This window comes from Paenibacillus vandeheii, assembly GCF_030433635.1.
GTDB classification, from domain to species: Bacteria; Bacillota; Bacilli; order Paenibacillales; family Paenibacillaceae; genus Paenibacillus; species Paenibacillus vandeheii.
Map to the genome: position 1 here is coordinate 19864 of NZ_JAROCD010000015.1, position 22716 is coordinate 42579.

Genomic DNA, 22716 nt, shown 5'->3' on the forward strand with positions numbered 1-22716 from the left:
TTTGAATGTTGTACACTGGACTTGGCAAGCTTAACCTGTAAGCTTGATCTGGCTGCCTCCAAATTAAAGGATTGGACCGATTCTAATGAAAAACATATTGCTGATTGAAGATGAGAAAAACCTGGCTCGCTTTATAGAACTGGAACTGCAGCATGAAGCCTACACGGTAAGTGTAGCCTACGATGGAAGAAACGGACTTGAACTGGCACTCGAAAAGGAGTGGGATCTGATCCTGCTCGATCTCATGTTGCCCGGCATTAATGGCGTAGAAGTGTGCCGAAGAATACGCAACGTCAAACAAACACCCATCATCATGATTACGGCACGGGATGGTGTGATGGATCGGGTCATGGGACTCGACAGCGGAGCCGATGATTATATTCCGAAGCCTTTTGCCATTGAAGAATTGCTGGCACGGATGAGATCCTTATTTCGTCGTTCCAGCACGGTCAGCGAACATTCTTTACTTATACATCAAGGATTGCAGCTGGATCTGGAGGGACGAACTTTTCAGAAATACGGAGAGGCTGTTGAATTAACGAGACGCGAATTTGACCTGTTAGTGATCCTCATGCAAAATATCGGCCGTGTCATGACCCGGGAAATGCTGCTTGATCTGGTGTGGGGATACGATGCCGACGTGGAGACGAATGTAGTGGATGTGTATATCAGTTATTTGCGCAGTAAAATCGATGCTCCGGGTTCCCCCAGCTTTGTTCAGACGATACGCGGTTTGGGTTACGGGATTCAGAAATGATTCGCCGGATTCGAAAATATCTCCCCCGTGCCCATGGGTCTATTCGCTGGAAACTGACGATCTGGATTTCGCTCTTGCTTGGCGCGTTGTTTATTGTCTATAACATTGTCCAATACTTTGTCATCAACGAATGGCTCATTGTTCAGGAAAAGCAAAACATTGAGAAAAGCATGAATGAGATCGAAAGTTACCTGCAGGAGAAAGAAGTGTCAGCAGCGCAAATTGCAGATAACCGTTCTTTGATTACCAAGTTAAATCAGGAGAATCAGATGATCCGCATTCTGGACCAGAAAGGAACTGCACTGCTTGAAGTAACCAAGGGCCTTCCTGAACAGTGGGTTGAGCCGCAAACGGTGAAAAAACGCATTCTGATCACTGCATGGCATTACGAGGATCACCTGCTTATTATGAGATCCCCCCTGATAACCACGAATTTCAGCGGGACGATTGAAATCGTGACCAACCTGGAAAATACGGATAAATTAAGCGATATGCTTACGCTGGTGATGTTTGCCGGGGGGATTGCAGCTGTAGGGTTAAGCATTCTGGGCGCGTTTCTGTTATCACGCCAATTCGTCAAGCCCATTATGACTATGAATGCAACGATGATCCAGATCCAGCAGAAAGGACTTCATGAGCGCGTTAATGTGCCCAATCAACATGATGAACTGTCTAATCTCGCTCGGATGTTCAATCGCCTGATGGATGAACTGGAGCTTTCGTTTCAGCAACAAAAGCAGTTTGTCGAAGATGCTTCGCATGAGCTCCGTACACCCGTTGCCATCATTGAAGGACACATATCCCTGTTGAACCGTTGGGGCAAGCATGACCCGGACATCTTGAATGAGTCCCTGGATGTATCGGCCCAGGAACTTAAACGGTTAAAAACCATCCTGAATGAACTGTTAATGCTTAGTCAATCCGAATCCGGGCACATTGCAGTAGAAGCTGCGGTCGATCTTCACCAAACAGTCCAGCATGCGCTCACCAACGTTGTACAGCTGCACCCGGACACTACGTTTGACATTGATCTGGAACACCTATCCGGTATTGAAGTGGAGATCCTTCCTCAACATCTGGAGCAGATTCTGCGGATTTTGGTTGATAATGCTGTTAAATATTCACCGCTGACCAAAGAGATTCGGGTCTGTGGAATGCAACGTGCCAACGATGTATCTATTCAGGTATCTGATAAAGGCATGGGCATTCCAATAGCGGATTTGCCGTATGTTTTTGACCGTTTCTACCGTGTGGATAAAGCCCGCACCCGTGAACAAGGCGGTACGGGCTTGGGACTCGCCATTGCGGAACGTCTCGTCAAACGGTACAACGGAAAGATATTCATCGATAGCCGGGAAGATGAAGGAACTACCGTGACCATTCTGCTTCCCGTATACCCGCCTTCTGAATAAAGATGAAACGGAATTGGACATGGATATAGAGGGCTATACAATAGTACAATAGCCCTCTCTTCCACCACAGCAGCGTGACATCCTGAATCTGGAACAACTGATCTGAAGCTTTGGATGAACAGCATTTTATTTGCTTTTTTTTGAATGGGATGTTTTGGCCTGTGAATGGATGACCAGCGCTGGAAGTTTCAACCGGATGAAGATCTGTCTGACTCCCCAAGCACTTGCCACACCAACGAGCGCACCTGCGACTACATCTGAAGGGTAGTGTACTCCAGACCATACTCGGGCAAATGCAATACAAGTAGCAACGAGAACCCAACCCCATCGGTACCTGACATGACCCAGCCAAAAGACAGTGGCACACGCAAAGGCAACCGTCGCATGATCACTTGGAAAGGAAGCGTCTGCGCTATGGCTGATTAATTGAATGACCGAGTGGGTCACAAATGGTCGATCTCTGTATAACAAGTGACCTGCAATGAAACTGACGGCGGTACCGGAACATGCTGCCACAATGGCTTGCAGCACAATCATGCGGTTTCTTTGACTCTCCGATATCCAATACACAATCATTCCCATCGGGAACATAAAAAGTGAAATTTGCGCTAAAAATATCATGATGCCATTCAAGTATGTGAGCTGTCCCGCCTGCTGGTTAATCCAGTGAAAAAGTTCGTAATCGAATAATATGAAAGACATAGACAATCCCCTTTTCCCAATTTAAAGAACCTGCATTTGATCATAGCGCTCTTTTCTGGGAACAGCTTTAAGGGAAAATTAGAAAACGCTAAGAAAACAAACATCCTGGAGGAACATAACTATTGATGCAAAATTTGAAAAAGACCATTTCCATCCCACTGCTCTTCGCAGCACTGAGCCTTGCTGTATTTGCAATCATTGCCCTGTCCATCAGCGATAACCAGATCCATCAATTTGACGATTCTCTGATTGCGTGGATTCAGGGCATGGAATCCAAAAGCATGACTCGGTGGATGGAGTTCTTTACCTGGATTGGAAGCGGCTTGCCCGTCATCGTTATTACAATCATTTCAATGATCGTGTTGTATGTCTTTTTGAGGCACCGACGGGAACTTCTGTTTCTGGGCTGTGTCATCGCAGGTTCAGCGATACTGAACACCCTGCTGAAGCTCATGTTTCAACGTACGCGACCAACCATTCACCGTATCATTGAAGTAACCGGATACAGCTTCCCCAGCGGACACTCCATGGCAGCCTTCAGCCTGTACGGGGGATTGGCCTTTCTGATCTGGAAGCATATACCTACAGCAGCCGGGCGTGTATTCATGATCATTGTGAGTGCAGCTTTCATCCTGACCATTGGCATGAGCCGTATTTATCTGGGCGTGCATTATCCCAGTGATGTAGTCGGAGGTTACTTTTTAAGTGGATGCTGGCTTGCCACATGCATATGGTTCTACCAGCGCTATTTGGAGCGAATCTCCCTGCTACAGTCCAGGAAGCTGGCCTAGACCATTTAACCCAAGGAATTTGCCGACTGGGCGTCAGCAGATAACTGAGAACATCCGAGACAGGGAGTCCATCTCACGTGAAAGGTTGTTTTTTCACAAGCACTTTTCAGAAGGTTTTGCGCTAATCCGCCAGCGCACATCCTTGATTACACCCTTGTCGAATACAAAAGAACCTCACGGGTGCATCCTGCGCCAGTGAAGTTCTTTTATGTCAATATGAATCCATTTTACAGTGGCAACTTAGAGCTCTTCGCCATTGGATGCAATGACTTTTTTGTACCAGTAGAAGCTCTTCTTCGGTGTTCTGCTCAGATCACCATTACCGTCATTGTCCTTGTTCACATGAATGAAGCCATAACGCTTCTTCATCTCGCCCGTGGATGCGCTAACCAGATCGATACATCCCCACATCGTGTAAGCGATAAGCTCCACACCATCAGCAACGGCTTCTTTCATTTGTTCAATGTGACCTCTCAAATAATCAATACGATAATCATCCTGAATGGAGCCATCTTTCTCGACCACATCCACTGCACCCAGCCCGTTCTCCACGACCATCAATGGAATCTGGTAACGGTCATACAGGTGGTTCAGTGTGTAACGCAATCCTTTCGGATCAATCTGCCAGCCCCAGTCAGAAGCCTCCAGATACGGATTTTTGATGCCGCCAAGAAGATTTCCCTCTGCTCTATCCAACGACTCATCCGCACTCTCAACCAAGGACATATAATAGCTGAAGGAATAGAAGTCCACGCAGCCTTCACGCAGAGTCTGTGCATCTTCCGGCTGCATCTCGATCTGGATACCCTGTTCCGCAAAGAACCGTTTGGCGAAGCCGGGATACGCTCCTCTAACTTGTACATCCCCGCAGATCATGTTCGAAATCTGGTCCTTCTTCTGTGCCAGCAAAATATCGTCCGGGTTGCATGTGTTCGGATAGGTCGTCATGAAAGCGACCATACAGCCGATTTGGAAATCAGGATTGATCTCATGTCCCAGCTTCACCGCTTTTGCACTTGCGACAAATTGGTGATGCAGTGCCTGGAAGCGGGTCTGTGGATCATCAACGCCGTCGACCAGCGTTTCTTTTCCTTCAAACAGAATGCCTGCAGCCATATAAGCGCCCATTGGCATCGTCAGACAGTTGATCTCGTTGAAGGTCAGCCAGTATTTCACCTGATCTTTGTATCGGTTGAAGAGGGTTGTACAATATCGAATATAACAATCAATGACTTCACGGGAGGCCCAGCCGTTGTATTTCTCGGTTAGACCGAACGGCGTCTCATAGTGAGAAATGGTCACAAGCGGCTCAATATTGTACTTTTTCAGCTCGGCAAAGACGTTGTCATAGAACTGCAATCCCTCTTCGTTTGGCTCCAGATCATAACCATTCGGATAGATACGTGACCAGTTAATGGACATGCGAAACATTTTGAAGCCCATTTCGGCCATCAGGGCAATATCCTCTTTGTAATGACCGTAGAAATCAACCGCTTCATGGCTCGGATAATACGTGCCCTCTTCCAGTACAGGCGTAATCCGCCGCGGTGTCGTGTGTGTTCCACCTGTCATCATATCGGAAGTACTTGGGCCTTTGCCACCCTTGTCCCATCCACCTTCAAACTGATTGGCAGCCGTTGCGCCACCCCAGAAAAATCCGTCTTTCATCGACATCATCCATTCCTCCTTATCATCTTCGTAACACTGTACATCCAGTGTACCACCCATACCCTGACACCTATTGTCATGGTATAATGTCGGCATGGAAAATAACCGATTATTCAGAATGCTATTGCTGTTATTGGAGAAAAAGAAAGCTACCGCCCCCGAGCTCGCGCGTATGTTCGAGATATCCGTCCGCACGGTATACCGTGATATCGACAGACTGAGTGCAGCGGGTATTCCCGTATACACGACGACCGGAAAGCATGGCGGCATTCATCTGATGGACAACTTTGTCATGGACAAGTCCCTGTTGTCCGAAGATGATCAGAATGAAATTTTGCTTGGATTATATAGCGTTAGCGCCATCCCTCACCTCAACACTGCCCATATGCTCAAACGTTTAACCACCCTGTTTGATCACAAGCTGGATTGGATCGAGTTTGATTTTTCGCCATGGGGCAGCATTCCACTGCAGGAGAGGGAACTGTTTAATAAGGTCAAGCAGGCGATCTTCACCAAGCAATGGATAACGTTTCACTACGTGGACTCCAACGGGGAACCCAGCGTTGAGACGATCGCCCCCATCAAATTAATATTTAAAAACAATACCTGGTATTTCAAAGGAACGGATCAGAAGAGGCCAGGTCAGACGGAAGCCCTGACCTTTAAGATGAAGCGCGTTTCCGAGCTTACACTGTTGCAACGTAAACTCGATCAGCATACAACCACCGGACCTACAGACAGCGAGCAGCCTGTGCCCAACACGCAGGTTTCCATGGAAATGCTGTTTTCCAGTGCCATTTCGTACAGGGTATATGATGTTTTTGAGCCGTCCCGCGTTGAAAAAGTGCCTGACGGCAGGCTTCGCGTCGCTCTTGAACTGAATGAAGGCGAATGGCTGTATTCCTTCCTGATGTCGTTCGGTTCAGACCTGACCGTAGTTAAACCTCCTCACATCGGACAGGAATTGCTCAGACGACATATCAAAGCGGTAGAACATTTGCAACAGGTCGTTAACAACGAGTTGAAAAATGAATGATATAATGGAGCTCTGATCATCTTTTGAATCTTTTGCTTTCCTATCCGTTCAGACTCTGAAGGAGGTTTGTCCATGCAAGACATTAGACGTAATAATGTGGAACGATTCAAAGGATTCGGTACATTATATGACCAGAACCGACCTGCTGCGCCCACCGAAGTCGTGGATATTCTGACGAACTATTTGGGCAGCAAACCTCGCATGGTCGCGGATGTTGGCTGTGGTACCGGATTATCCTCGTGGATTTGGTTAAATGAGGCAGAACGTGTGATTGGCGTGGAACCAAGCGACGACATGAGAGCTGTGGCGCAGTCCAAATGGGAAGCTGCGGGCAAGCCGGACCATCTCCGCTTTGTATCCGGCCTGTCCCACGAACTGGGACTACCGGATGGCAGTGTCGATATCGTGACTTGTTCACAGTCGTTCCACTGGATGGAGCCCCAATCCACACTGCATGAATTTGCACGTGTACTGCGTCCAGGAGGCATATTTGCAGCCTACGACTGTGACTGGCCGCCAGTGATCGATTGGCAACTGGAACAAGCCTATCTGCATCTGAATACGGAGGCAGATCATCGGGCAGCAAGTCTGGCCCCTCAGGAAAATCAGGCACATAAATGGAGTAAAGACGGGCATTTGCAGCAAATAGAGCAATCTGGCTTGTTCCGTTATTCGCGTGAAATTGTGTTTCATCACCATGAAACGTTCGATGCAGATCGTTATGTCAATTTGGCCCTGAGCCAAGGCGGCTTGCAAACGGCAGTGAAACTCGGAGCCACTGATTTGCTCACAATCGCAGACGAGTTCAGACAGCTGGCTGCCCGCATATTTGCCGGTGAATCAAGAGAAGTTTTGTTCTCTTATCGGATGCGCCTTGGGATCGTTTGACGCTAGCCAAAAAAAACACTTGCACCTCCAGTTACGTCAGGGGATATGATGAATTCATCCCCTGCAGGGTACCACGTCAAAGGAGGACAAAACGCGATGTCCAAGGATCTTGTGCCACTTACCATCGGGCTTTTTTCCAAAAAAACGGGTGTATCTGTGCGAACTCTCCGCTATTACGATGAAATTGGATTGCTAACACCACATAAAGATCCCAAGTCAGGACATCGGCTTTATGACTACAATGAGATGATGCGTCTTCAGCACATACTCTGTTTGAAGACATTGGGCTACAGCCTTGAACATATCTCGGAACTTATTCGCAAACCAACGTTCGATTCTAACTGGGCAGATACCCTCCAGTTGCAGAAAAACATGCTGGAGCAGAAACAAAAAGAAATCGAACTTACCCTGCATACCATGGATCGCATATTGAAACTGATTGCCTCGGAACAGGAGGTGGATCGCTCAGCGCTTCTAAGTCTTATTCACGGCATGCAAACAGAGCAGGAGCAAAAAGATTGGCTTTATCAGCAGCTGGACTCAAGCGTCATTGATTCTTTGTTTGAACGGACCACTGAAGCACAAACTGAACTGGATCAACAATTTATTCGACTGACCCAGGAAGTGAAGAAACTGGCCGGTTGCCCTTTGGAGCTTCCTGAAGTTCAGGAGTTGATCCGTATGCAGCTGCAGATGAATATGGACATGCTCGGAAGTGCTTCGCTTGCGGATTACGCACCGCTGGCCGAGATGGAGGAAGATAGCCTGGAAGCACTGACAAGTTTGTCTCCTTCCCCCTTCACACCGGAAGAAGAGGAATGGCTTCATCAAGCAATGACCTATTATATGGAACAACATGATTTTCAGCTTCCCGGGCAGCAATGATTCGCTCTCTCATTCATGTCCAGCAGGGAATCAGCGCTGCTAAAGACCCGAAGAAGCCGCCCTATGCAGGGCGGCTCTTCTCATGAATTGCATTGGTTGTGCAGGAGTAGTATAAGCTGACGCTCTCGAAGACAATACATTGATCACATCAGGAGGAGAACAGGTCACTTAATTGCCCCTCTTGTACATTTAGTGCCAGCACCAATTTTGACGGGTCTTGTTTTGAATAGATCACGTTAATGATATGACCCTGCTGCACTTGAGGCAGCGCAGACGGTAAGATCTCTTTTTGTGTCGTCACATTAAAGGTGTCGCCATTCGACTTCGTTACGCTGAGCGTGAGCTGAAGTTTGATTTTATTGTTGCCTCCGCTGCCAAGCGGGGTTACGTCGAGAATTTTGGCCATCGCTTTCTCGCCCGTTCGTGCAATATCCATCATCTCAGGGGCCACACCTTGCTGCATCATCTTCTCATTCAGCAATTGCTGCATATGTTCCTGCGACAGATGGCCTTTCAGATCAAGCCCTACCTTGCGCTCATCCTTCACGGAGACCACTAACGGGACGAAGCTGCCTGGCTGGAACTGGGCCATGGATGTCAACGGTATAATGGTTCTCAACTCGGTAACGTATTTCTCACGGCCTTTGCGCGAAACGGTCAGACCCAATCGGACTTCCGGCTGTTCATTAATATACGTTCCCGTCTGCTGGACGCTCTGAATGACTCCAACCGCCGGTAATCCTGACTTCACCCGCCCTACGCCGAAGATATTACCCAAAATGGCAGGAATAAAGATCAGCCCGAATCCGGCAAAAATGGCCGGTTTATACCACCATGCCTGCATGATAATAAAAGGATCATTCCACAACTGCTGTGCCAGAAACGGGGAGAACCCTACCCCAAATACAGTCAATACGCCAATGAATCTCAGGAATCCTACCATATCCCCCACCCTCTCTATCTCTCTATTACCCGTTGTTAATTGTAGTATTGAAATAGTAGACTACCCTCTCGTAACCCGAGCACCTTCTAAACGGATAACAGCCCCATATAGATCAGCTCAGAGGGATTCGCTGGATTTTGGCCCAATCCCACCCGATCTCCCACTCGTGGAATCTGCATCTTGGACACCAGAGTCTCCAGTGTTCGCTGATACTGATTGCCGTTCGTCTCTGTCACATCCAGAACAAGCACAACAATCGGATCAAAATTGATCAGTTTACCTGTATCCGTAATCGTGAGTACTGTGGCAGTTGCAGTTAATGGAAGAGCACCACTTGCTGCCAGTTGCGCCTGCTTCGCTGAATCCAGACTCTGATTGATGGCCTCCCGATGTTCCTTCGATACAAAACCTTTCATCATCATACCGGTGAGTCCTTTATTCATCATTTTATCCGCCTTGGCAATCGCATCTTCCTGTTTGTTCTTTTTACCAAACCATCCCATTGTGAACACCTCATTTGTTTTATTGTTAGTTATAGTTAAATTATAATCACGAGGGCTTGTCCTTGAATACCCTTCTGGCCGCATACAAAAGAAACGAAAAATTCGGCAAATGAATCACAGAATGATCGTCTCTTTTGTATACAGTGGAGTTAATTCCGCAAAAAAAGAGCCGCTAAAGGGCTCTTAAATGAAGGATCAGCAACTATATTTTGTGCCAGATCCGTTGTTGACGTACAAAATCCACCCTGAAAATAGCCTTTCCAAGCTGCTTTTCCATTTATTTTTTGCGTAACAGATAAACCAGCTTCCGATAATACATGGCGGCTTCCTTATATTTTCGCTGATCCTCGGATACCACAGCCATTCCCTCATATAAAGGTTCAAGTCGCATGACATGCTGTACGGACTCAAAATAAGGCAGACACGCGAGAGCACGCTCCATGAACACTTCACGATCTCCATGCGCAAGAGCCAGCTGGCTCTGGTAGAACGTTGCACTCATCTGCTGATCCGGAGTCGATGCACATTGGAGCAGTTGATCTATACTCTGCGCAAGTACACCCCAGTTCTTTCGTGCCAGAGCCACTTCACACCGATACACACTCACTAACGGCTTCATGGCCTGCTGGGTTTCTTCGGGTTCCTGCTGCAACAGGGATTCGAATCGCTCGATCTCCGACTGCGCCTGATCCAGTTCCCCCGTCATGGTTAACATGACAATCCGATTATTCGCAATGGCTGTAACCAGATCTCCCTGATTGCCGGCATACACCAGATTCGCTTCTGCCATTGTCAATGCCGAGAGCGCCTCCTGCACCAGTCCCATCGCAAAGCAATATCCGCTGTACGCCACATATAATCCGGACAACCGATGAAACAGCCGCTGATCATAGACATGTCTCATGATGAGATCGAACACCTGCTTGGCCTCTTCGTACTGTTTGACCTGAATGTAGGCCTCCATCTTGATATTTTGCACAGACAGCCAGAATTCACTTCCAGGAAGGGCCAGCTCACTCAGTCTGGTTGCATGCGTTAACACATCCACATAGGCGAGCTTGGAACGATAGTATTGCACTTTGTAATATAATAACGCCTTTGCCAGCGGATGCGGCAGATCTACATCGTCCGGACGACCGTATTTCTCCAGATAAAAATTCAAATAGGAGGTATGTATATACTCATGAGCTGCTGCATCATTTAGTTGCTGATAATAGACCGCCTTCATTAAGGACGTGGTCAGCTCTATGGTTAGCGCATCATCCCGATCTTCCAGTGCATGGACCGATTCTTCGGATATAGCGGAAGCCGGAACTGACATTTGTTCAAATATTACTTCAGCCCGTTCCAATGTTTCATCATCCTGCGCTGAAGTATTCACCAAATAGGCTGGTTTAACTTCCAGGCGCTCAGCAATAGCTGCAGCCAAGTCTTCAGGGAGTGGATAACGATCAGCCAGAATATTGGCAAAGTGAGCCTGCGTGACCAGACCTTCCACGAGGTCTTTGCGGGAGATTTGCTTTCTTTTGCTCAAAAATTCAATCCGTTCCTTCAGCATGGCTAGTCTCCCTTTCAGAATGAAGGCGAACCCTTCGCTTCTCCAGTTTTGTTCTGCCCTCACCGTTATCGTGTAAATGTTTAGTTCAAATTATATAATAGCATCCCGGATGCGAAGTCGAAATACCGCCTTATAGCCAAATCCATCGAAACGGTTTCCGTTTCGGAGGCAATTGTTTTACAATAAGAAGGTATGTACAAGAGCATGATCCATTAATGATGAACAAGAGTTGAATATGAAAGGATGCAAATGAATGATTATCAAACCAAGAACACGTGGTTTTATTTGTACAACTTCCCATCCTGTAGGCTGTGCTGCACAAGTGCAGGAACAAATTGATTATGTAAAATCCAAACCGCAATTGAACGGACCACGTAACGTCCTCGTCATTGGAGCCTCCACTGGATATGGACTCGCTTCGCGCGTCGTATCCGCATTTGGTGCCGGAGCCAATACCATTGGCATTTACCGCCCGAGCAGCTCCACTGAAAAACGTACGGCTTCAGCAGGCTGGTACAACTCCGCTGCATTTGAGAAAGCTGCGGAAGAAGCAGGACTGAAATCGTACAGCATCACAGGTGATGCCTTTGCCAACGAAACAAGAGAAAAAACCGTTGAACTGATTCGCAGTGAACTCGGTCAGGTGGATCTGGTTGTCTACAGCGTAGCGTCCGCACGCCGTACCGATCCAAACACGGGTGAAGTATTCAACTCCGTGCTCAAACCGATTGGGCAATCGTACACGAACAAAACAGTCAATTTCCACACAGGAGAAGTGACATCCGTTACGATTGATCCGGCATCCGATGAAGAAATCCGCCAGACTGTGGCCGTGATGGGCGGAGATGATTGGGAACTGTGGATGGATGCCTTGCAACAAGGTGGTGTACTCGCCGACAATGCAACAACCGTTGCCTTTTCTTATATCGGCCCTGAACTTACGCATGCAATCTATCGTGATGGTTCCATCGGCCAAGCCAAGAACCATCTGGAAGCGACAGCACGCAAGCTGAATGATCGCCTGAGTGCAAAGGGTGGACGTGCTTACCTCACTGTAGCCAAAGCGCTGGTAACCCAATCGAGCTCTGCAATTCCAGTGGTACCGTTGTATATCTCTGCATTGTACAAAGTCATGAAGGAAAAAGGCTTGCACGAGGGCTGTGTGGAGCAGTTACAACGCTTGTTCGCTGACCGCCTGTATGCGGGAGGAGAAGTTCCAACCGATGAAGCAGGCCGCATTCGTATTGATGATTGGGAGATGAGAGCAGACGTTCAGGAAGAAGTGGCGAAGCTCTGGAACGAGCTGACCACAGAGAATATCTATGATCTGTCCGATCTGGAAGGTTATCGCCGTGAATTCTTCCAACTGTTTGGTTTCGAAACCGACGGCGTGGATTACGAAGCAGATGTTGATCCAAACGTTGAAGTACCACATCTGCGTTAATTGAAATGGATATTACCCTACGTGGTATGGAAAAAACAAGGTTTGCGTTTCATGGTGCAACAGCTTAATTAGAGGGAGCCGACATGGCTCCCTTTTTAATTTCATTTTACAGGACTGGTGTACACTGTCTTCATCCTGCCTTCTTGTTTTCCGCTACTTACATCAGACTGATTTGAGCAGCTTTTTCAGTTCATTCGGGACCGTCTTCTCTACCTTGATGGAACGTGCTCCATGCATCGTTGCAAAGAATTGTAGCCCCTCCCGAAAATCCGCAATCCATTCTTCCACAGGCGGGGCAGCCTCTTCCATCGATAACAACCGAACCGTTAGCACGCCCGTTTTGCGATCCAATCGGGGGTCCATGCGTCCAATCAGCCGATCTCCGTGAAGAATGGGCATCGCGTAATATCCGTAGGTTCGTTTCACCTCTGGGGTGTATATCTCCCACTTATAATGAAAATCAAATAAATCCACAATCCGTTCCCGTCTCCACAGCAGGTTGTCCAGCGGGGGCAGGAATCGTACCGGGCCTGATGGATCATAATGCGGTGCTTCCCTTTCCATCTCCAGCAGCAAATCTTCATCTTCGGCACGGATGTAATAAGGCGTGGCAACATCCTCCACCTCCAGCGGGATCATTCGCCCATCTGCTACACGTGCAGCTATATCATTCCGACGTTCAACAGCGGTGGATTTCATCCAACCCAACCGCGGATCTCTGGCATCCACGACCCGATAGGCGTGAATGTACTTGTCCATCAGCGCCTGCTTTTGAGTCAAAAGATCGATCTCCGCTGTCATGGATTGACCCTGCTCCAGCAGTCCGGATTCCGTAATATGAAAATAACGTTCGTTCCCCTGTCTCGCCACGACACGAATGGCGGCCGAATCCAGCAGCAAGTTTAACGCTAGCGTGGTATCCTTCGTTTTCGGTACATCCGCACTGTCCCAATATCCGCTTACCCGTTCGACCGCACGGAAAGCTCTTGAAGGCAGCGGTCCCTCTTCTTCCAAACGCTTCAGCACATGCTGCACAGTACTCTCCAGCCCTTGTAGGGAAGGAGCCAAGCGATCCCGTAAACGGGCACGCACAGGTTCGAACAGTGCATAGTCTTCCATTGGAATAACACATGCGGCGTTGGCAAAATATTCAAACACTCTGTGATCACTCAGCAAGGTATGTAAATACTCGGACGTATATCCCGGATCACGGGCACTCAGCACCAAATGCTGGTTTCCGGTTACGGCAGCGACAGGATCAATCTGGACACAGCCAAGGGAGCGAATGAGCTGCATGACCTGTTCAGGACCTGAAGGCAAGGAAGCGGCGGGCCAACGTGCCAATAAAGATTGCGTTTGCAGCAAAAATCGCCGAACGATTTTCTTATTCATGCGAAGCGCTGTTGTCATATGTAGAATTCTTCCTTTCATTGAAGATAGAAGGATGTGTAGTGATAGCAATCCAATTCAAAAGAGATATATTGATTTTAACAGTCCAGGGGAACTCATTCCAACCAAAGGAAAATCTTTTTTTCAATATGATGCTTATGCAATACTCCGCACACTAGAGACAAAATAAAAAGAAGCACCACCATCCTGGGTCCGCTTCTTGTGTTTGACCTTTTGCAGTTTTTCCTGTTTCGTGGGCATGAGTCGAACATGCTGGGATAACGCTCCATAATCTCCATTTACTCTTCGACCTTGTTCCGGACACCATTGTCCAGACCGCTCTGCTTTGCGCAATGTTTTTTGCGTTTGTGTACGTGCCATAGAATGGACACACTCCCTTGGTTGGTATGCACTCAATATATCATGTGCAGGCAGACAAGTGAAGGTGATCTACGCGGATTCAACCCCAGTTTATCCACTAACGCGGAACTCTTTTTCGTCGCGACTGCCAAGTCTCCACTGGCTCCTGATCATCTTCCTCAATCAATTCCAGTGCTTCTTCCATTCTTCTGGATTTAAACAGCGTGATCAAGTCCATCAGATCTTCCCGATCCAGCAGCTTCACCCCGTTGACCGCCGCCAGCGTCCGGCATGCTTCCGTATATCTGGCTGAGGTGAGCACGATGGATCGATCTGCCTCATAATAACGCATGGACGTGTAAATCTCCTGCACTGCGCTGAGTCCAACCGGATGATTCGCTCCGTAACGTTTGGCCTGAATGACATTACGTCTACCTGCTCTATCCACAAATACAAGATCCGCACCAAAATCACGGCTGCTTGTGGTCTTATGTACTTCGGCATAACCGAGCTGTTGGAATAAATGATACAGGTACAGTTCAAATTCCGATCCATCCTGCATTTTATCGATATCCTTAATTGTAATCTTACGTGGATTGGCCTCACTTCGTATGCGCTGCCCTCGACGAATGACTCGACGAATGATCCAGGCGATGAGCAGTAAAAGGACAATAAGGCCTATACCCACAGTGGTCATATTTTCATTCCAGTTCATAGCTGTTCTCCTTGTCGTTCCTCTAATCTGGCAGACTCGTACCCTTATCAGCCCACGTCACCCGACTAAATATAGCAGACTTCACTCTTAACAGAAAGAAGATGAATTCCCTGTAACCCTCGAACTTCCCCAAACAACAATAATATTATATATCAATCATAAAAGGTTACAGACACTCAGGTTGAATTTCACATGTATGAAATGGTAGAATTCAACAATCGGTTCTATTTTGAATCGAAGAAAGGTGGTTTATAACTTGCATACATCCAACAAACGAAAGTCCAAAACTTGGGCTGCGCTCATTCTCAGTGGCATGCTCCTCTTCAGCCTGCATACACCAAGCTATGCAGCAGAGTCAAATGCCCCACTGCCCAAGGCTGCATGGACCTCATCATCCCTGGCACTCAATGAAGTGAACACGGAGAAGGACGTCATCATCAAGGAATTGAATGCTGTGCCTTCCAAAAACCTGGTATACGTTCATTCTTCACAACCCGTGATCAAAACAAGCAGCAATACCAAGCTGGATTGGCAGCTGGATTCGCTCCAGGCACTGGATGCCACGACCGGACAATTGAAGTGGAACGTTATTTTCCATGAGAAAAGCGGCCCTTATACGACTTACTCCAACTCCCTCTATTCCAGCTATGGCACAGCCTATGTATATATGGAATATTCCGATGGAACTAAGAAAGTATATTCGTATAATACATCCGGCAAAACCAACTGGGTCAAAACCGTAAATAATTCATCATCCATCTACCTTCTGGACAATGATACATTACTGGTTGCCTCAAGCGCAGGTGTGCAATCGAACGGTTCCGTGCGTTCGGCCATCTCGCTATATGACAAAAAGGGCAAATTGATTACGGAAAAAACCATTAACGGTGCTGTACTCAAGGCCGGCAGTAATCGAATCGTTGTAGACGCCAGCAAACAAACCAAAGTCGGCAACTACTGGCAAGCGGCGGCCAATCCCAAAGTGGAGATTTACGATCGCACTTTGAATCGTCTTTCCTTCTATCAGTTCCCAAGCAATGCCAACACCCTGGGAGACGGTGGCGGTGAATCGTTGGCCATTCTCGACGATGGCTCCGTGATTATGCGTGCCAATTTTGCTAACACGGGCAACAAGCTGATGGGCTTTGGCGCCGATGGCAAGATGGCCTGGGGCCGTGCCATTGCCGGTGATGCCTATGTTCAAACTGCTGGCAACGGATATACCGTGTTTACAGGTCAGAAGCTGGAGCTGTACACCATGAAAGGCAAAGTTACAGAGCGTACGTTCAAAGATCAGCAGGAAGCGTTGATGGTCGTTGAGCGTACACAGGATGAAAATTACAAACTGAATTTTGCCAAATCTGGCTATATTCTTGATCCGCAAACATTGGAAACGGTCCATGAATATGCATTCGCATCAACTCCTGGAGTGCTCGATGGTTACTCAACATACAGCGATCATATCATCTATCAGATCAATGATGATTCATTATCCAAGTATGTGTTGAAGACAGCCACAGCTAAATAGGAATGGATTGACCAATCAAAAAAGCCGGGGAAGTTCCTGTTGGAACGTTTCCCGGCTTTTCAATGTGATCTGAGGGCACCTCATCTGAAGTATTGAAATCAATTATTTCCAGTTTTCTTCAATAAATTCATCCCGTCCGGATAACGCGCGGTCTTCTTTATAATGCTTCTCATTTTTCTTGTGGTAATCCTGATGGTAGTCTTCTGCCGGATAGAACACAACTGCATCCCGTATCTCCGTCACAATCGGTTGGCTGAATCGCCCGCTTGCTGCCAGCTCTTGCTTGGACTGCTCTGCGAGCTCACGTTGACGTTCATTATGGACAAAGATTGCTGTCCGGTACTGAGTACCACGATCTTGAAATTGCCCTCCATCATCCGTTGGGTCAATCTGAGGCCAGTAGAGCTCCAACAGTCTTTCGTACGGGAATATCTCTGGATCAAAGGTAATCTCAACGACTTCGACATGACCGGTCTCCCCGGTTTTGACCTGCTCATATGTTGGATTATCGACGTGACCGCCGGTATAGCCGGATACAATACCATGAATGCCTGGCTGCTCTTCAAACGGTGTAACCATACACCAGAAGCATCCGCCGGCAAATGTAGCTTTTTCCATTCAGATTCATCCCTTTCTTTTGTACATCTATATCTTAAAACAAAAAGAGGTTGATGGAAAGCCACCTCGTGGACTTCCATCAACCTCTTAAGATCATTTGTAAGATGAACCGTCATTCGAATTGCTCGTTGCCGACTTGATATATATTCAAGAGATCTTGAATGAGTTACCCGCGGCTGCGACCCATGGAACGGAAGATCAAGCTTACGATCGCTACAAGTACGATGGCACCGATTAATGCCGGCACAATGTAGAATCCGCCCATTTCAGGACCCATATCTCCCAGAATCACTCCGCCTAACCATCCGCCGATAAAACCGGCAATGATGTTACCGATAACGCCGCCGGGAATGTCACGACCAACAATCAGACCTGCCAACCAACCAATGATACCACCGATAATTAATGACCATAACCAACCCATATCAATCACCTCTAATTAAAGTTTTTGTTGTTGTCTGTCTACTATTAACCGCTACAGAAGCATTTAAACAGTTGGCATAAAAATTGTTGTATATTACCTTTTGTTCATATGCCCTCTTCTCTGCCAAACAGCCCTTAACACAGGATTGAAAACAGATCGCGTCACTTCCCGGCATCTTACACAGCTCAAGACTGCGTTATGTACCTCCCGAAAGTCATTGTATGTTAGATCAGACCGCCTTAGTATAACCAATTGAGGTGAGAATATTTTAATGACTATATTCGATTAATAAAACCCTGCACGCCCCTTGCCTGGCTGGGCCAGCCAGTTGTGTTTATGGCTCTTGTCCAACTCTCCTCGCATCGATTGAATGATCTGCACAATGTCTGTCTGTCCATTCTGATGCCATTCCAGCGCTGCGCTGACATACAGCTCTCCCAGCTGTGCAAGTGAAAAGGTATCCGTCAGTCGCGCAGCTTCCAGCGTGCCTTCTTCCCCTGCGAAGACCGCAAAGCCTCGCTGGTTCAAATATTGCAGGCGGAGCCCTTCATCCGGCAGCGGTATTTCATACGCCCGATCGAACCGTCCGGCACGGTTCATGAGCCCCGGGTCTATTTTCTCCGGATAATTCGTTGTGCCAATGAGGAAAATGCCCTCTTTGGATGTTGCCCCATCCAGTGTATTTAGGAAAAAGGAACGGACTTCATCCGGCATAGAATCGATATCTTCAATAATCAGCACCATCGGCGCAAGACGTTTGGCTGCTTCAAATACTTCACGTACCGATTCGCTATTGGTGTATTCGGTAATTTGCCAATATGCAGCAGGACCCGGAATGCTCCCGGCAATGGATTTCACAAGGGTCGTCTTACCGTTCCCCGGGTGTCCATAGAGCAGAATCCCCCGTTTATATGGGATATCGTAATCTCGATAAAAGGAGCGATCCGCCTCGAAAAACTGGTCCAGGGAACGAAAAATATCCTGTTTAATTTGCGGAGATAGCACGACCTCGTCTCTCCCCACAGAGCGGGTAATGGATTCGACATGACGGTCACTGCCATTGCGGGCATCTGTGTATACTGTAACCTTTTTCATATTTTGCTGCCGTTCCCGTTCTCTTACACTGCCCAGAAACTGCTTCAATTCCTCTTCTCCTGTAGCAAAAACAAAATCCTCATTGTAGATCCCGTTCTCCCGGAAGAACGGAATGCGGACAAGTGCTACGCCCCAGTGGGGATAGGCAAATACATTGTTGCGAATCGAATAATGTATACCATAGGTTGGCGCATCTCCATCGTCTTCATAATGCAGTGTGCGCAGCTCCAGATCTTCGAAAATCCGGGCAACCAGCTCCACTTCGGTACTGTTGCTTTGCAGATCTTCTTTAAGCAGATCCCAGTATTCACTGTTTGGATCATCGCTGGCATAGAGTTCATAACGAACACCATATCGATTGCCTAACGCTTCAATAATGCCGCGAATCAAGCGGGCATATATGGCATAACCTTCGTTTCGAATTTGACTGTCTTGTTGCTCATAGGAATAGATAACTCCATTAGGATTCATTTGTTCTTTCTCTATGGTCATTACTTAGCTCCCTTCACAGCGGCAAGTGGTTTACATTTGGCTACAACTTGAGCCAGACCTGCACCGGTAACACTATCCATAATTTCATCGACATTTTTATACGCTTGCGGCGATTCATCTATAATGGATTCAAGCGAACGCTGGTTCACCACAATCTCATCTTCAGTCCCTACGCCCAGCGCCGAGGCAAAATCCTCCACGGTAACCAGGCGCTTTGTTGCTGTACGCGAACGAATGCGTCCTGCCCCATGACAGATTGAATAATAATTATCCTTCCCCCCGGGTTGGCCTACCATGATATATGAAGCAGTCCCCATTGAACCGGGTATGAGCGCGGGATGACCTGTTGCCAGGTATGGCTTTGGATTATCCGGATGACCTGCAGGCAATGCACGTGTTGCCCCTTTGCGGTGTACAAAGACGGAGCCCTGATCCGCGTGAGATTCCTCCCATGCATAGTTGTGCATCAGGTCATAGAGGGTGCGGAATTCGCACTTCGGACCAAACACATCCCGAAAAGCTTCGCGAATCGCATACGCAATCAGATGGCGATTCACTACGGCATAATTTAATGCAGAGTACATCAAATTGACGTAATGGCGACCTTCCGCATGATCAAGCGGAGCAAAAACGAGTCTTGGATCGGCTGTTCCCAGACCATTTCGCTGCATCACTTTGGCAATCGCCGATGAACTGGTTTGGCTTACATACCCGCCCCAAGCCCGGGAACCGGAATGAATCATAACAACAATTTGGCCATCGTACAGTCCCCAGGTTTCCGCAATTTCCCGGTTTTCCTCGGCAATCTCAATCGCTTGAATCTCTGCAAAATGATTACCTCCACCCAAAGTCCCTAACTGGCGATGAGCCCGATGCCATGTCATATCTTGTACCATATTCAATACTTCCTCGTCAAAGGCAAACTTGCTGCTCTCGACATGAGTAATGGAAGTTGATTTTTTCGGTGTGTAGCTGTCCGGGATATATTTCTTGGGTAAGCCATGCAAGCCTTTGCGCACGATATGCTCCAGACGAATATCCGAGTAATGACCGCGCTGATTTGCCTCCATCGGCAGCACCTTCTCAATAGCTTTCACAAGTTTACGGCGCAGCTTCACGTCTTTCAGGTCGTCCTTATGCAAATTGGTCATATGCACCCGCATGCCACAGCCGATGTCGCTGCCTACGATGGATGGAGATACAAATCCACTCTTGGCATCCCATACCGCTGTTGTGCCGATGCAGGTACCTACACCGACATGCACATCAGGCGTGTAACTCATGTAGGAAATACCCGGGATTTGAAGATTGTTGTTCGCCATTTCGAACACCTTATAATCCAATGAGGAGAACAGCTGTTGTGCCGCATATACCGTTAAGTCCCCAGCAGGCAATTTGACTTTATGTCGGTATCCACCTGCGAGTTCGTTTTGGCTTGTAAATAAATTGGGTTGAGTATTCATAAATGTTTTTTTCCTTTCCGTACGTTCAGCTAATTCAGTTCAATTCAAAAATCGAACGCTAATTCTTTGTTAATTCATATCCATATTCAGTTAAACAAAAAAAGAAGCCACGGACAGTTCGCCCGTGACTCCTTCATGACAATAACAGAAAACAAAAGCAGCATGAACATGCCGCGTCTGTTCTCCATTGCTATAGCTGAGAGTAGCATATCGATTAATAACGTTCCAATGATAAACGATATGCATCTTCCCCTATGTCGCCCGTATGAGGCCAAAGAGACGATGAACTGGGTATACAATTGTGTCTGTGCTTCGTAGTGTCATTGTGAGTTTCAAATCATAACCAACCATCATGTCTCTCGGCCTCCCTTCGTAAATATTATGTTTATATTAAGCGGACTCGTTTCAATGTGTCAACCCTTTTCTTGGAAAATCCCCATTGTGCATATGCGTTAGATTAAACTTCATACTAATAAATTTTATAAAAAAAGCAGGGTCTGAAGGAACAGACCCTGCTTACTCAAGCATATCATGATATTAGATATTGATTATTACTTTGACAGGGTTGACCATGTTTTCGTCATTTCCCTGCTTGTTGTTCCAGTTCTTCCACCGGATTCTCATCTTCTTTTGCAGGAACCTTAGAGGACAAGAACCAACCGCATACCGCAATCGTAATCAGTACAATGTAGAACCCGAATTTCCAAATTTTATTTTCCGGGAAATGCTCATCCAGAACGCCCAATGAAGGGTGTGCCAGTGTAATAACAGCCAATTTAACCCCAACCCATCCCACGATAACGAAGGCTGCAACTTCAAGCCCTGGACGTGAATGGAGCAGCTTAACGAAGAAGGAAGCCGCAAATCTCATAATTACCAGACCGATGAATCCGCCGAGGAAGATAACGATAAACTGTCCACCATCAAGTCCGCCGATCGGAGGCAATCCACTTGGTGGCAAAGCAACAGCCAACGCCACAGCTGCGAGAATCGAATCGACCGCGAACGCGATATCTGCCACTTCCACTTTAAATACAGTCATCCAGAAACCAGATTGTCTTTTTGGTTTTTTGGGTGTGGAATCCGCTGCTTCATCTGTTTTGTTTCGGCTGCCCATAACCTTTTTGACAATGTGATTTATGGAGATGTACAAGAGGTACAGGGCTCCAATCGCTTGAACCTGCCATACGTCCACCAGGAACGAGATTAGGAACAACGAACCCAATCGGAAAATGAATGCACCCAACAAACCATAAAATAACGCTTTTTTGCGTTTTTCGTCAGGCAAGTGCTTAACCATAATAGCGAGAACCAATGCATTATCAGCTGCAAGTAATCCCTCAAGGACTACTAATACGGCGAGAACCCACCCATACTCCAATAATAATGACAACTCCAAAATTGACTCCTCCTTAGTATCCTTATGATGTACAAAAAAAAGGACCTTTACCATTACTGGTAAGGTCCTTTTTATTCACAAAAAGAGACCTTTACCCAGTATGAAAACTTGGTAAAGGTCTCGCTAACAACAAAATTGCTGCCAATAAAGCCGGGGATGGAATCCCGAACTGACGACTTTACTGTGAAAGCTACTCCCCTTTAACATAAGGAATATGCGGTTTTTAGTTGGAACGGGTTCAATAACCTGTTCTCATCATATTCATAACGATAAGCAAAGTCAAGCTTTATTTGACAGTCTGCGATCCAGCTTGCGAAAGACCAGCAGATCATAGATGAAATTGCCCAAAGGGATAAACGATACAAAAAATAAAGCGATCGGACGACGTAAGCGCCATTTTTGCGTGGTATACATACTCACCATAAATAATAAATACATCAGAAATAAAAAACCATAAATGTTCCCAAACCATGTGACCGCCTGCGGCATGATCCCCGCATTTCGCAATGGAAAAGCAACAAATAACAACAGCACATATGAAAGCCCCTGCAACCACAGCAGCAGTCGAAAGCGACCAAGTGTAGAATGTAACATTTTTTTCCTCCTGCTTCTAAATACGCGCAATGAGTTCACTGCAACCCGTACA

At 47.1% G+C, this 22716-nt stretch carries 22 protein-coding genes; 8 read left to right on the forward strand and 14 right to left on the reverse strand.

From position 1 onward, the window contains the following. Positions 1–85 precede the first annotated feature (85 nt). Together P5G61_RS25835 and P5G61_RS25840 are read left to right on the forward strand one after the other, a co-directional pair. Positions 86–757 (forward strand): response regulator transcription factor, encoded by a 672-nt coding sequence (locus P5G61_RS25835; RefSeq protein WP_301249087.1) that lies wholly within the window; start codon positions 86–88, stop codon positions 755–757. Beyond that, the gene (locus P5G61_RS25840; protein WP_301249088.1) at positions 754–2169 is read left to right on the forward strand and encodes a HAMP domain-containing sensor histidine kinase; all 1416 of its coding nucleotides are present in this window, start codon (positions 754–756) and stop codon (positions 2167–2169) included. Before P5G61_RS25835 ends, P5G61_RS25840 begins: the two co-directional genes overlap by 4 nt. Before the next feature lie 126 nt (positions 2170–2295). On the opposite strand, the gene P5G61_RS25845 is transcribed toward P5G61_RS25840, so the two are convergent. Next, positions 2296–2871, reverse strand: a complete 576-nt coding sequence (locus tag P5G61_RS25845) for an undecaprenyl-diphosphatase (RefSeq protein WP_301249089.1) — start codon at positions 2869–2871, stop codon at positions 2296–2298. Between the two features lie 125 nt (positions 2872–2996). Between P5G61_RS25845 and P5G61_RS25850 the strand changes: the two genes are divergently transcribed. Beyond that, a complete protein-coding gene (locus tag P5G61_RS25850) occupies positions 2997–3662 on the forward strand; it encodes a phosphatase PAP2 family protein (RefSeq protein WP_301249192.1) in 666 nt (221 codons plus the stop codon). A 240-nt stretch (positions 3663–3902) separates the two neighbouring features. On the opposite strand, the gene P5G61_RS25855 is transcribed toward P5G61_RS25850, so the two are convergent. Then, positions 3903–5336 carry a glycoside hydrolase family 1 protein gene (locus P5G61_RS25855; protein ID WP_435874294.1) on the reverse strand — a complete coding sequence of 478 codons (1434 nt, stop codon included), beginning with the start codon at positions 5334–5336 and terminating at the stop codon, positions 3903–3905. A 112-nt stretch (positions 5337–5448) separates the two neighbouring features. Here P5G61_RS25855 and P5G61_RS25860 point away from each other — a divergent pair, with 112 nt between their 5' ends. From P5G61_RS25860 to P5G61_RS25870, 3 genes are all read left to right on the forward strand, one after another. After that, positions 5449–6366, forward strand: coding sequence for a helix-turn-helix transcriptional regulator (locus P5G61_RS25860; RefSeq protein WP_301249090.1), 918 nt, complete (start codon positions 5449–5451; stop codon positions 6364–6366). 72 nt (positions 6367–6438) lie between these two features. After that, entirely contained in the window at positions 6439–7254 is an 816-nt protein-coding gene (locus P5G61_RS25865) for a class I SAM-dependent methyltransferase (protein WP_301249092.1), read from the forward strand. A 96-nt stretch (positions 7255–7350) separates the two neighbouring features. After that, positions 7351–8139, forward strand: coding sequence for a MerR family transcriptional regulator (locus P5G61_RS25870; protein WP_301249093.1), 789 nt, complete (start codon positions 7351–7353; stop codon positions 8137–8139). Between the two features lie 148 nt (positions 8140–8287). Here P5G61_RS25870 and P5G61_RS25875 read toward each other — a convergent pair whose 3' ends face one another. The 3 genes from P5G61_RS25875 to P5G61_RS25885 all read right to left on the reverse strand — a co-directional run bounded on the left by P5G61_RS25875 (position 8288) and on the right by P5G61_RS25885 (position 11143). Then, the gene (locus tag P5G61_RS25875) at positions 8288–9082 is read right to left on the reverse strand and encodes a hypothetical protein (RefSeq protein WP_301249195.1); all 795 of its coding nucleotides are present in this window, start codon (positions 9080–9082) and stop codon (positions 8288–8290) included. Positions 9083–9168: 86 nt separating this feature from the next. Continuing rightward, a complete protein-coding gene (locus P5G61_RS25880) occupies positions 9169–9585 on the reverse strand; it encodes a hypothetical protein (RefSeq protein ID WP_192270031.1) in 417 nt (138 codons plus the stop codon). Between the two features lie 277 nt (positions 9586–9862). Further along, positions 9863–11143: an XRE family transcriptional regulator gene (locus P5G61_RS25885; RefSeq protein WP_301249096.1), complete on the reverse strand. Its 1281-nt coding sequence runs from the start codon at positions 11141–11143 to the stop codon at positions 9863–9865. A gap of 253 nt (positions 11144–11396) precedes the next feature. Between P5G61_RS25885 and fabV the strand changes: the two genes are divergently transcribed. Further along, positions 11397–12587 (forward strand): enoyl-ACP reductase FabV, encoded by a 1191-nt coding sequence (fabV, locus tag P5G61_RS25890; protein WP_301249097.1) that lies wholly within the window; start codon positions 11397–11399, stop codon positions 12585–12587. A gap of 162 nt (positions 12588–12749) precedes the next feature. Here the strand turns inward: fabV and P5G61_RS25895 are convergent, their stop codons facing one another. The 3 genes from P5G61_RS25895 to P5G61_RS25905 all read right to left on the reverse strand — a co-directional run bounded on the left by P5G61_RS25895 (position 12750) and on the right by P5G61_RS25905 (position 15051). Further along, positions 12750–13997, reverse strand: a complete 1248-nt coding sequence (locus tag P5G61_RS25895) for a DNA glycosylase AlkZ-like family protein (protein ID WP_301249098.1) — start codon at positions 13995–13997, stop codon at positions 12750–12752. A gap of 135 nt (positions 13998–14132) precedes the next feature. Beyond that, entirely contained in the window at positions 14133–14357 is a 225-nt protein-coding gene (locus tag P5G61_RS25900; protein WP_301249099.1) for a hypothetical protein, read from the reverse strand. Between the two features lie 97 nt (positions 14358–14454). Further along, a complete protein-coding gene (locus P5G61_RS25905) occupies positions 14455–15051 on the reverse strand; it encodes a restriction endonuclease (protein WP_301249101.1) in 597 nt (198 codons plus the stop codon). Between the two features lie 256 nt (positions 15052–15307). On the opposite strand from P5G61_RS25905, the gene P5G61_RS25910 reads away from it, so the two are divergent. After that, the gene (locus tag P5G61_RS25910) at positions 15308–16579 is read left to right on the forward strand and encodes a hypothetical protein (RefSeq protein ID WP_301249103.1); all 1272 of its coding nucleotides are present in this window, start codon (positions 15308–15310) and stop codon (positions 16577–16579) included. Positions 16580–16681: 102 nt separating this feature from the next. On the opposite strand, the gene msrA is transcribed toward P5G61_RS25910, so the two are convergent. The 6 genes from msrA to P5G61_RS25940 form a co-directional block, all read right to left on the reverse strand. Then, a complete protein-coding gene (msrA, locus tag P5G61_RS25915) occupies positions 16682–17197 on the reverse strand; it encodes a peptide-methionine (S)-S-oxide reductase MsrA (protein ID WP_301249104.1) in 516 nt (171 codons plus the stop codon). 166 nt (positions 17198–17363) lie between these two features. Then, entirely contained in the window at positions 17364–17621 is a 258-nt protein-coding gene (locus P5G61_RS25920; protein ID WP_017686880.1) for a GlsB/YeaQ/YmgE family stress response membrane protein, read from the reverse strand. Positions 17622–17906: 285 nt separating this feature from the next. Further along, entirely contained in the window at positions 17907–19208 is a 1302-nt protein-coding gene (locus P5G61_RS25925; RefSeq protein ID WP_301249105.1) for an ATP-binding protein, read from the reverse strand. After that, positions 19208–20671: an RtcB family protein gene (locus tag P5G61_RS25930; RefSeq protein ID WP_301249106.1), complete on the reverse strand. Its 1464-nt coding sequence runs from the start codon at positions 20669–20671 to the stop codon at positions 19208–19210. The genes P5G61_RS25925 and P5G61_RS25930 overlap by 1 nt, the downstream gene beginning before the upstream one ends. Positions 20672–21251: 580 nt before the next feature. Next, the gene (locus P5G61_RS25935; protein ID WP_024633128.1) at positions 21252–22070 is read right to left on the reverse strand and encodes a TerC family protein; all 819 of its coding nucleotides are present in this window, start codon (positions 22068–22070) and stop codon (positions 21252–21254) included. Positions 22071–22349: 279 nt separating this feature from the next. Next, positions 22350–22664 carry a DUF3817 domain-containing protein gene (locus tag P5G61_RS25940; RefSeq protein WP_079350635.1) on the reverse strand — a complete coding sequence of 105 codons (315 nt, stop codon included), beginning with the start codon at positions 22662–22664 and terminating at the stop codon, positions 22350–22352. Between the last annotated feature and the right edge of the window lie 52 nt (positions 22665–22716).

Coding starts and splice junctions, on each gene's coding strand:
- P5G61_RS25835 (WP_301249087.1), top strand. CDS start 86: ATGAAAAACATATTGCTGATTGAAGATGAGAAAAACCTGGCTCGCTTT.
- P5G61_RS25840 (WP_301249088.1), top strand. CDS start 754: ATGATTCGCCGGATTCGAAAATATCTCCCCCGTGCCCATGGGTCTATT.
- P5G61_RS25845 (WP_301249089.1), bottom strand. CDS start 2,871: ATGTCTTTCATATTATTCGATTACGAACTTTTTCACTGGATTAACCAG.
- P5G61_RS25850 (WP_301249192.1), top strand. CDS start 2,997: ATGCAAAATTTGAAAAAGACCATTTCCATCCCACTGCTCTTCGCAGCA.
- P5G61_RS25855 (WP_435874294.1), bottom strand. CDS start 5,336: ATGTCGATGAAAGACGGATTTTTCTGGGGTGGCGCAACGGCTGCCAAT.
- P5G61_RS25860 (WP_301249090.1), top strand. CDS start 5,449: ATGCTATTGCTGTTATTGGAGAAAAAGAAAGCTACCGCCCCCGAGCTC.
- P5G61_RS25865 (WP_301249092.1), top strand. CDS start 6,439: ATGCAAGACATTAGACGTAATAATGTGGAACGATTCAAAGGATTCGGT.
- P5G61_RS25870 (WP_301249093.1), top strand. CDS start 7,351: ATGTCCAAGGATCTTGTGCCACTTACCATCGGGCTTTTTTCCAAAAAA.
- P5G61_RS25875 (WP_301249195.1), bottom strand. CDS start 9,082: ATGGTAGGATTCCTGAGATTCATTGGCGTATTGACTGTATTTGGGGTA.
- P5G61_RS25880 (WP_192270031.1), bottom strand. CDS start 9,585: ATGGGATGGTTTGGTAAAAAGAACAAACAGGAAGATGCGATTGCCAAG.
- P5G61_RS25885 (WP_301249096.1), bottom strand. CDS start 11,143: ATGCTGAAGGAACGGATTGAATTTTTGAGCAAAAGAAAGCAAATCTCC.
- fabV (WP_301249097.1), top strand. CDS start 11,397: ATGATTATCAAACCAAGAACACGTGGTTTTATTTGTACAACTTCCCAT.
- P5G61_RS25895 (WP_301249098.1), bottom strand. CDS start 13,997: ATGACAACAGCGCTTCGCATGAATAAGAAAATCGTTCGGCGATTTTTG.
- P5G61_RS25900 (WP_301249099.1), bottom strand. CDS start 14,357: ATGGCACGTACACAAACGCAAAAAACATTGCGCAAAGCAGAGCGGTCT.
- P5G61_RS25905 (WP_301249101.1), bottom strand. CDS start 15,051: ATGAACTGGAATGAAAATATGACCACTGTGGGTATAGGCCTTATTGTC.
- msrA (WP_301249104.1), bottom strand. CDS start 17,197: ATGGAAAAAGCTACATTTGCCGGCGGATGCTTCTGGTGTATGGTTACA.
- P5G61_RS25920 (WP_017686880.1), bottom strand. CDS start 17,621: ATGGGTTGGTTATGGTCATTAATTATCGGTGGTATCATTGGTTGGTTG.
- P5G61_RS25925 (WP_301249105.1), bottom strand. CDS start 19,208: ATGACCATAGAGAAAGAACAAATGAATCCTAATGGAGTTATCTATTCC.
- P5G61_RS25930 (WP_301249106.1), bottom strand. CDS start 20,671: ATGAATACTCAACCCAATTTATTTACAAGCCAAAACGAACTCGCAGGT.
- P5G61_RS25940 (WP_079350635.1), bottom strand. CDS start 22,664: ATGTTACATTCTACACTTGGTCGCTTTCGACTGCTGCTGTGGTTGCAG.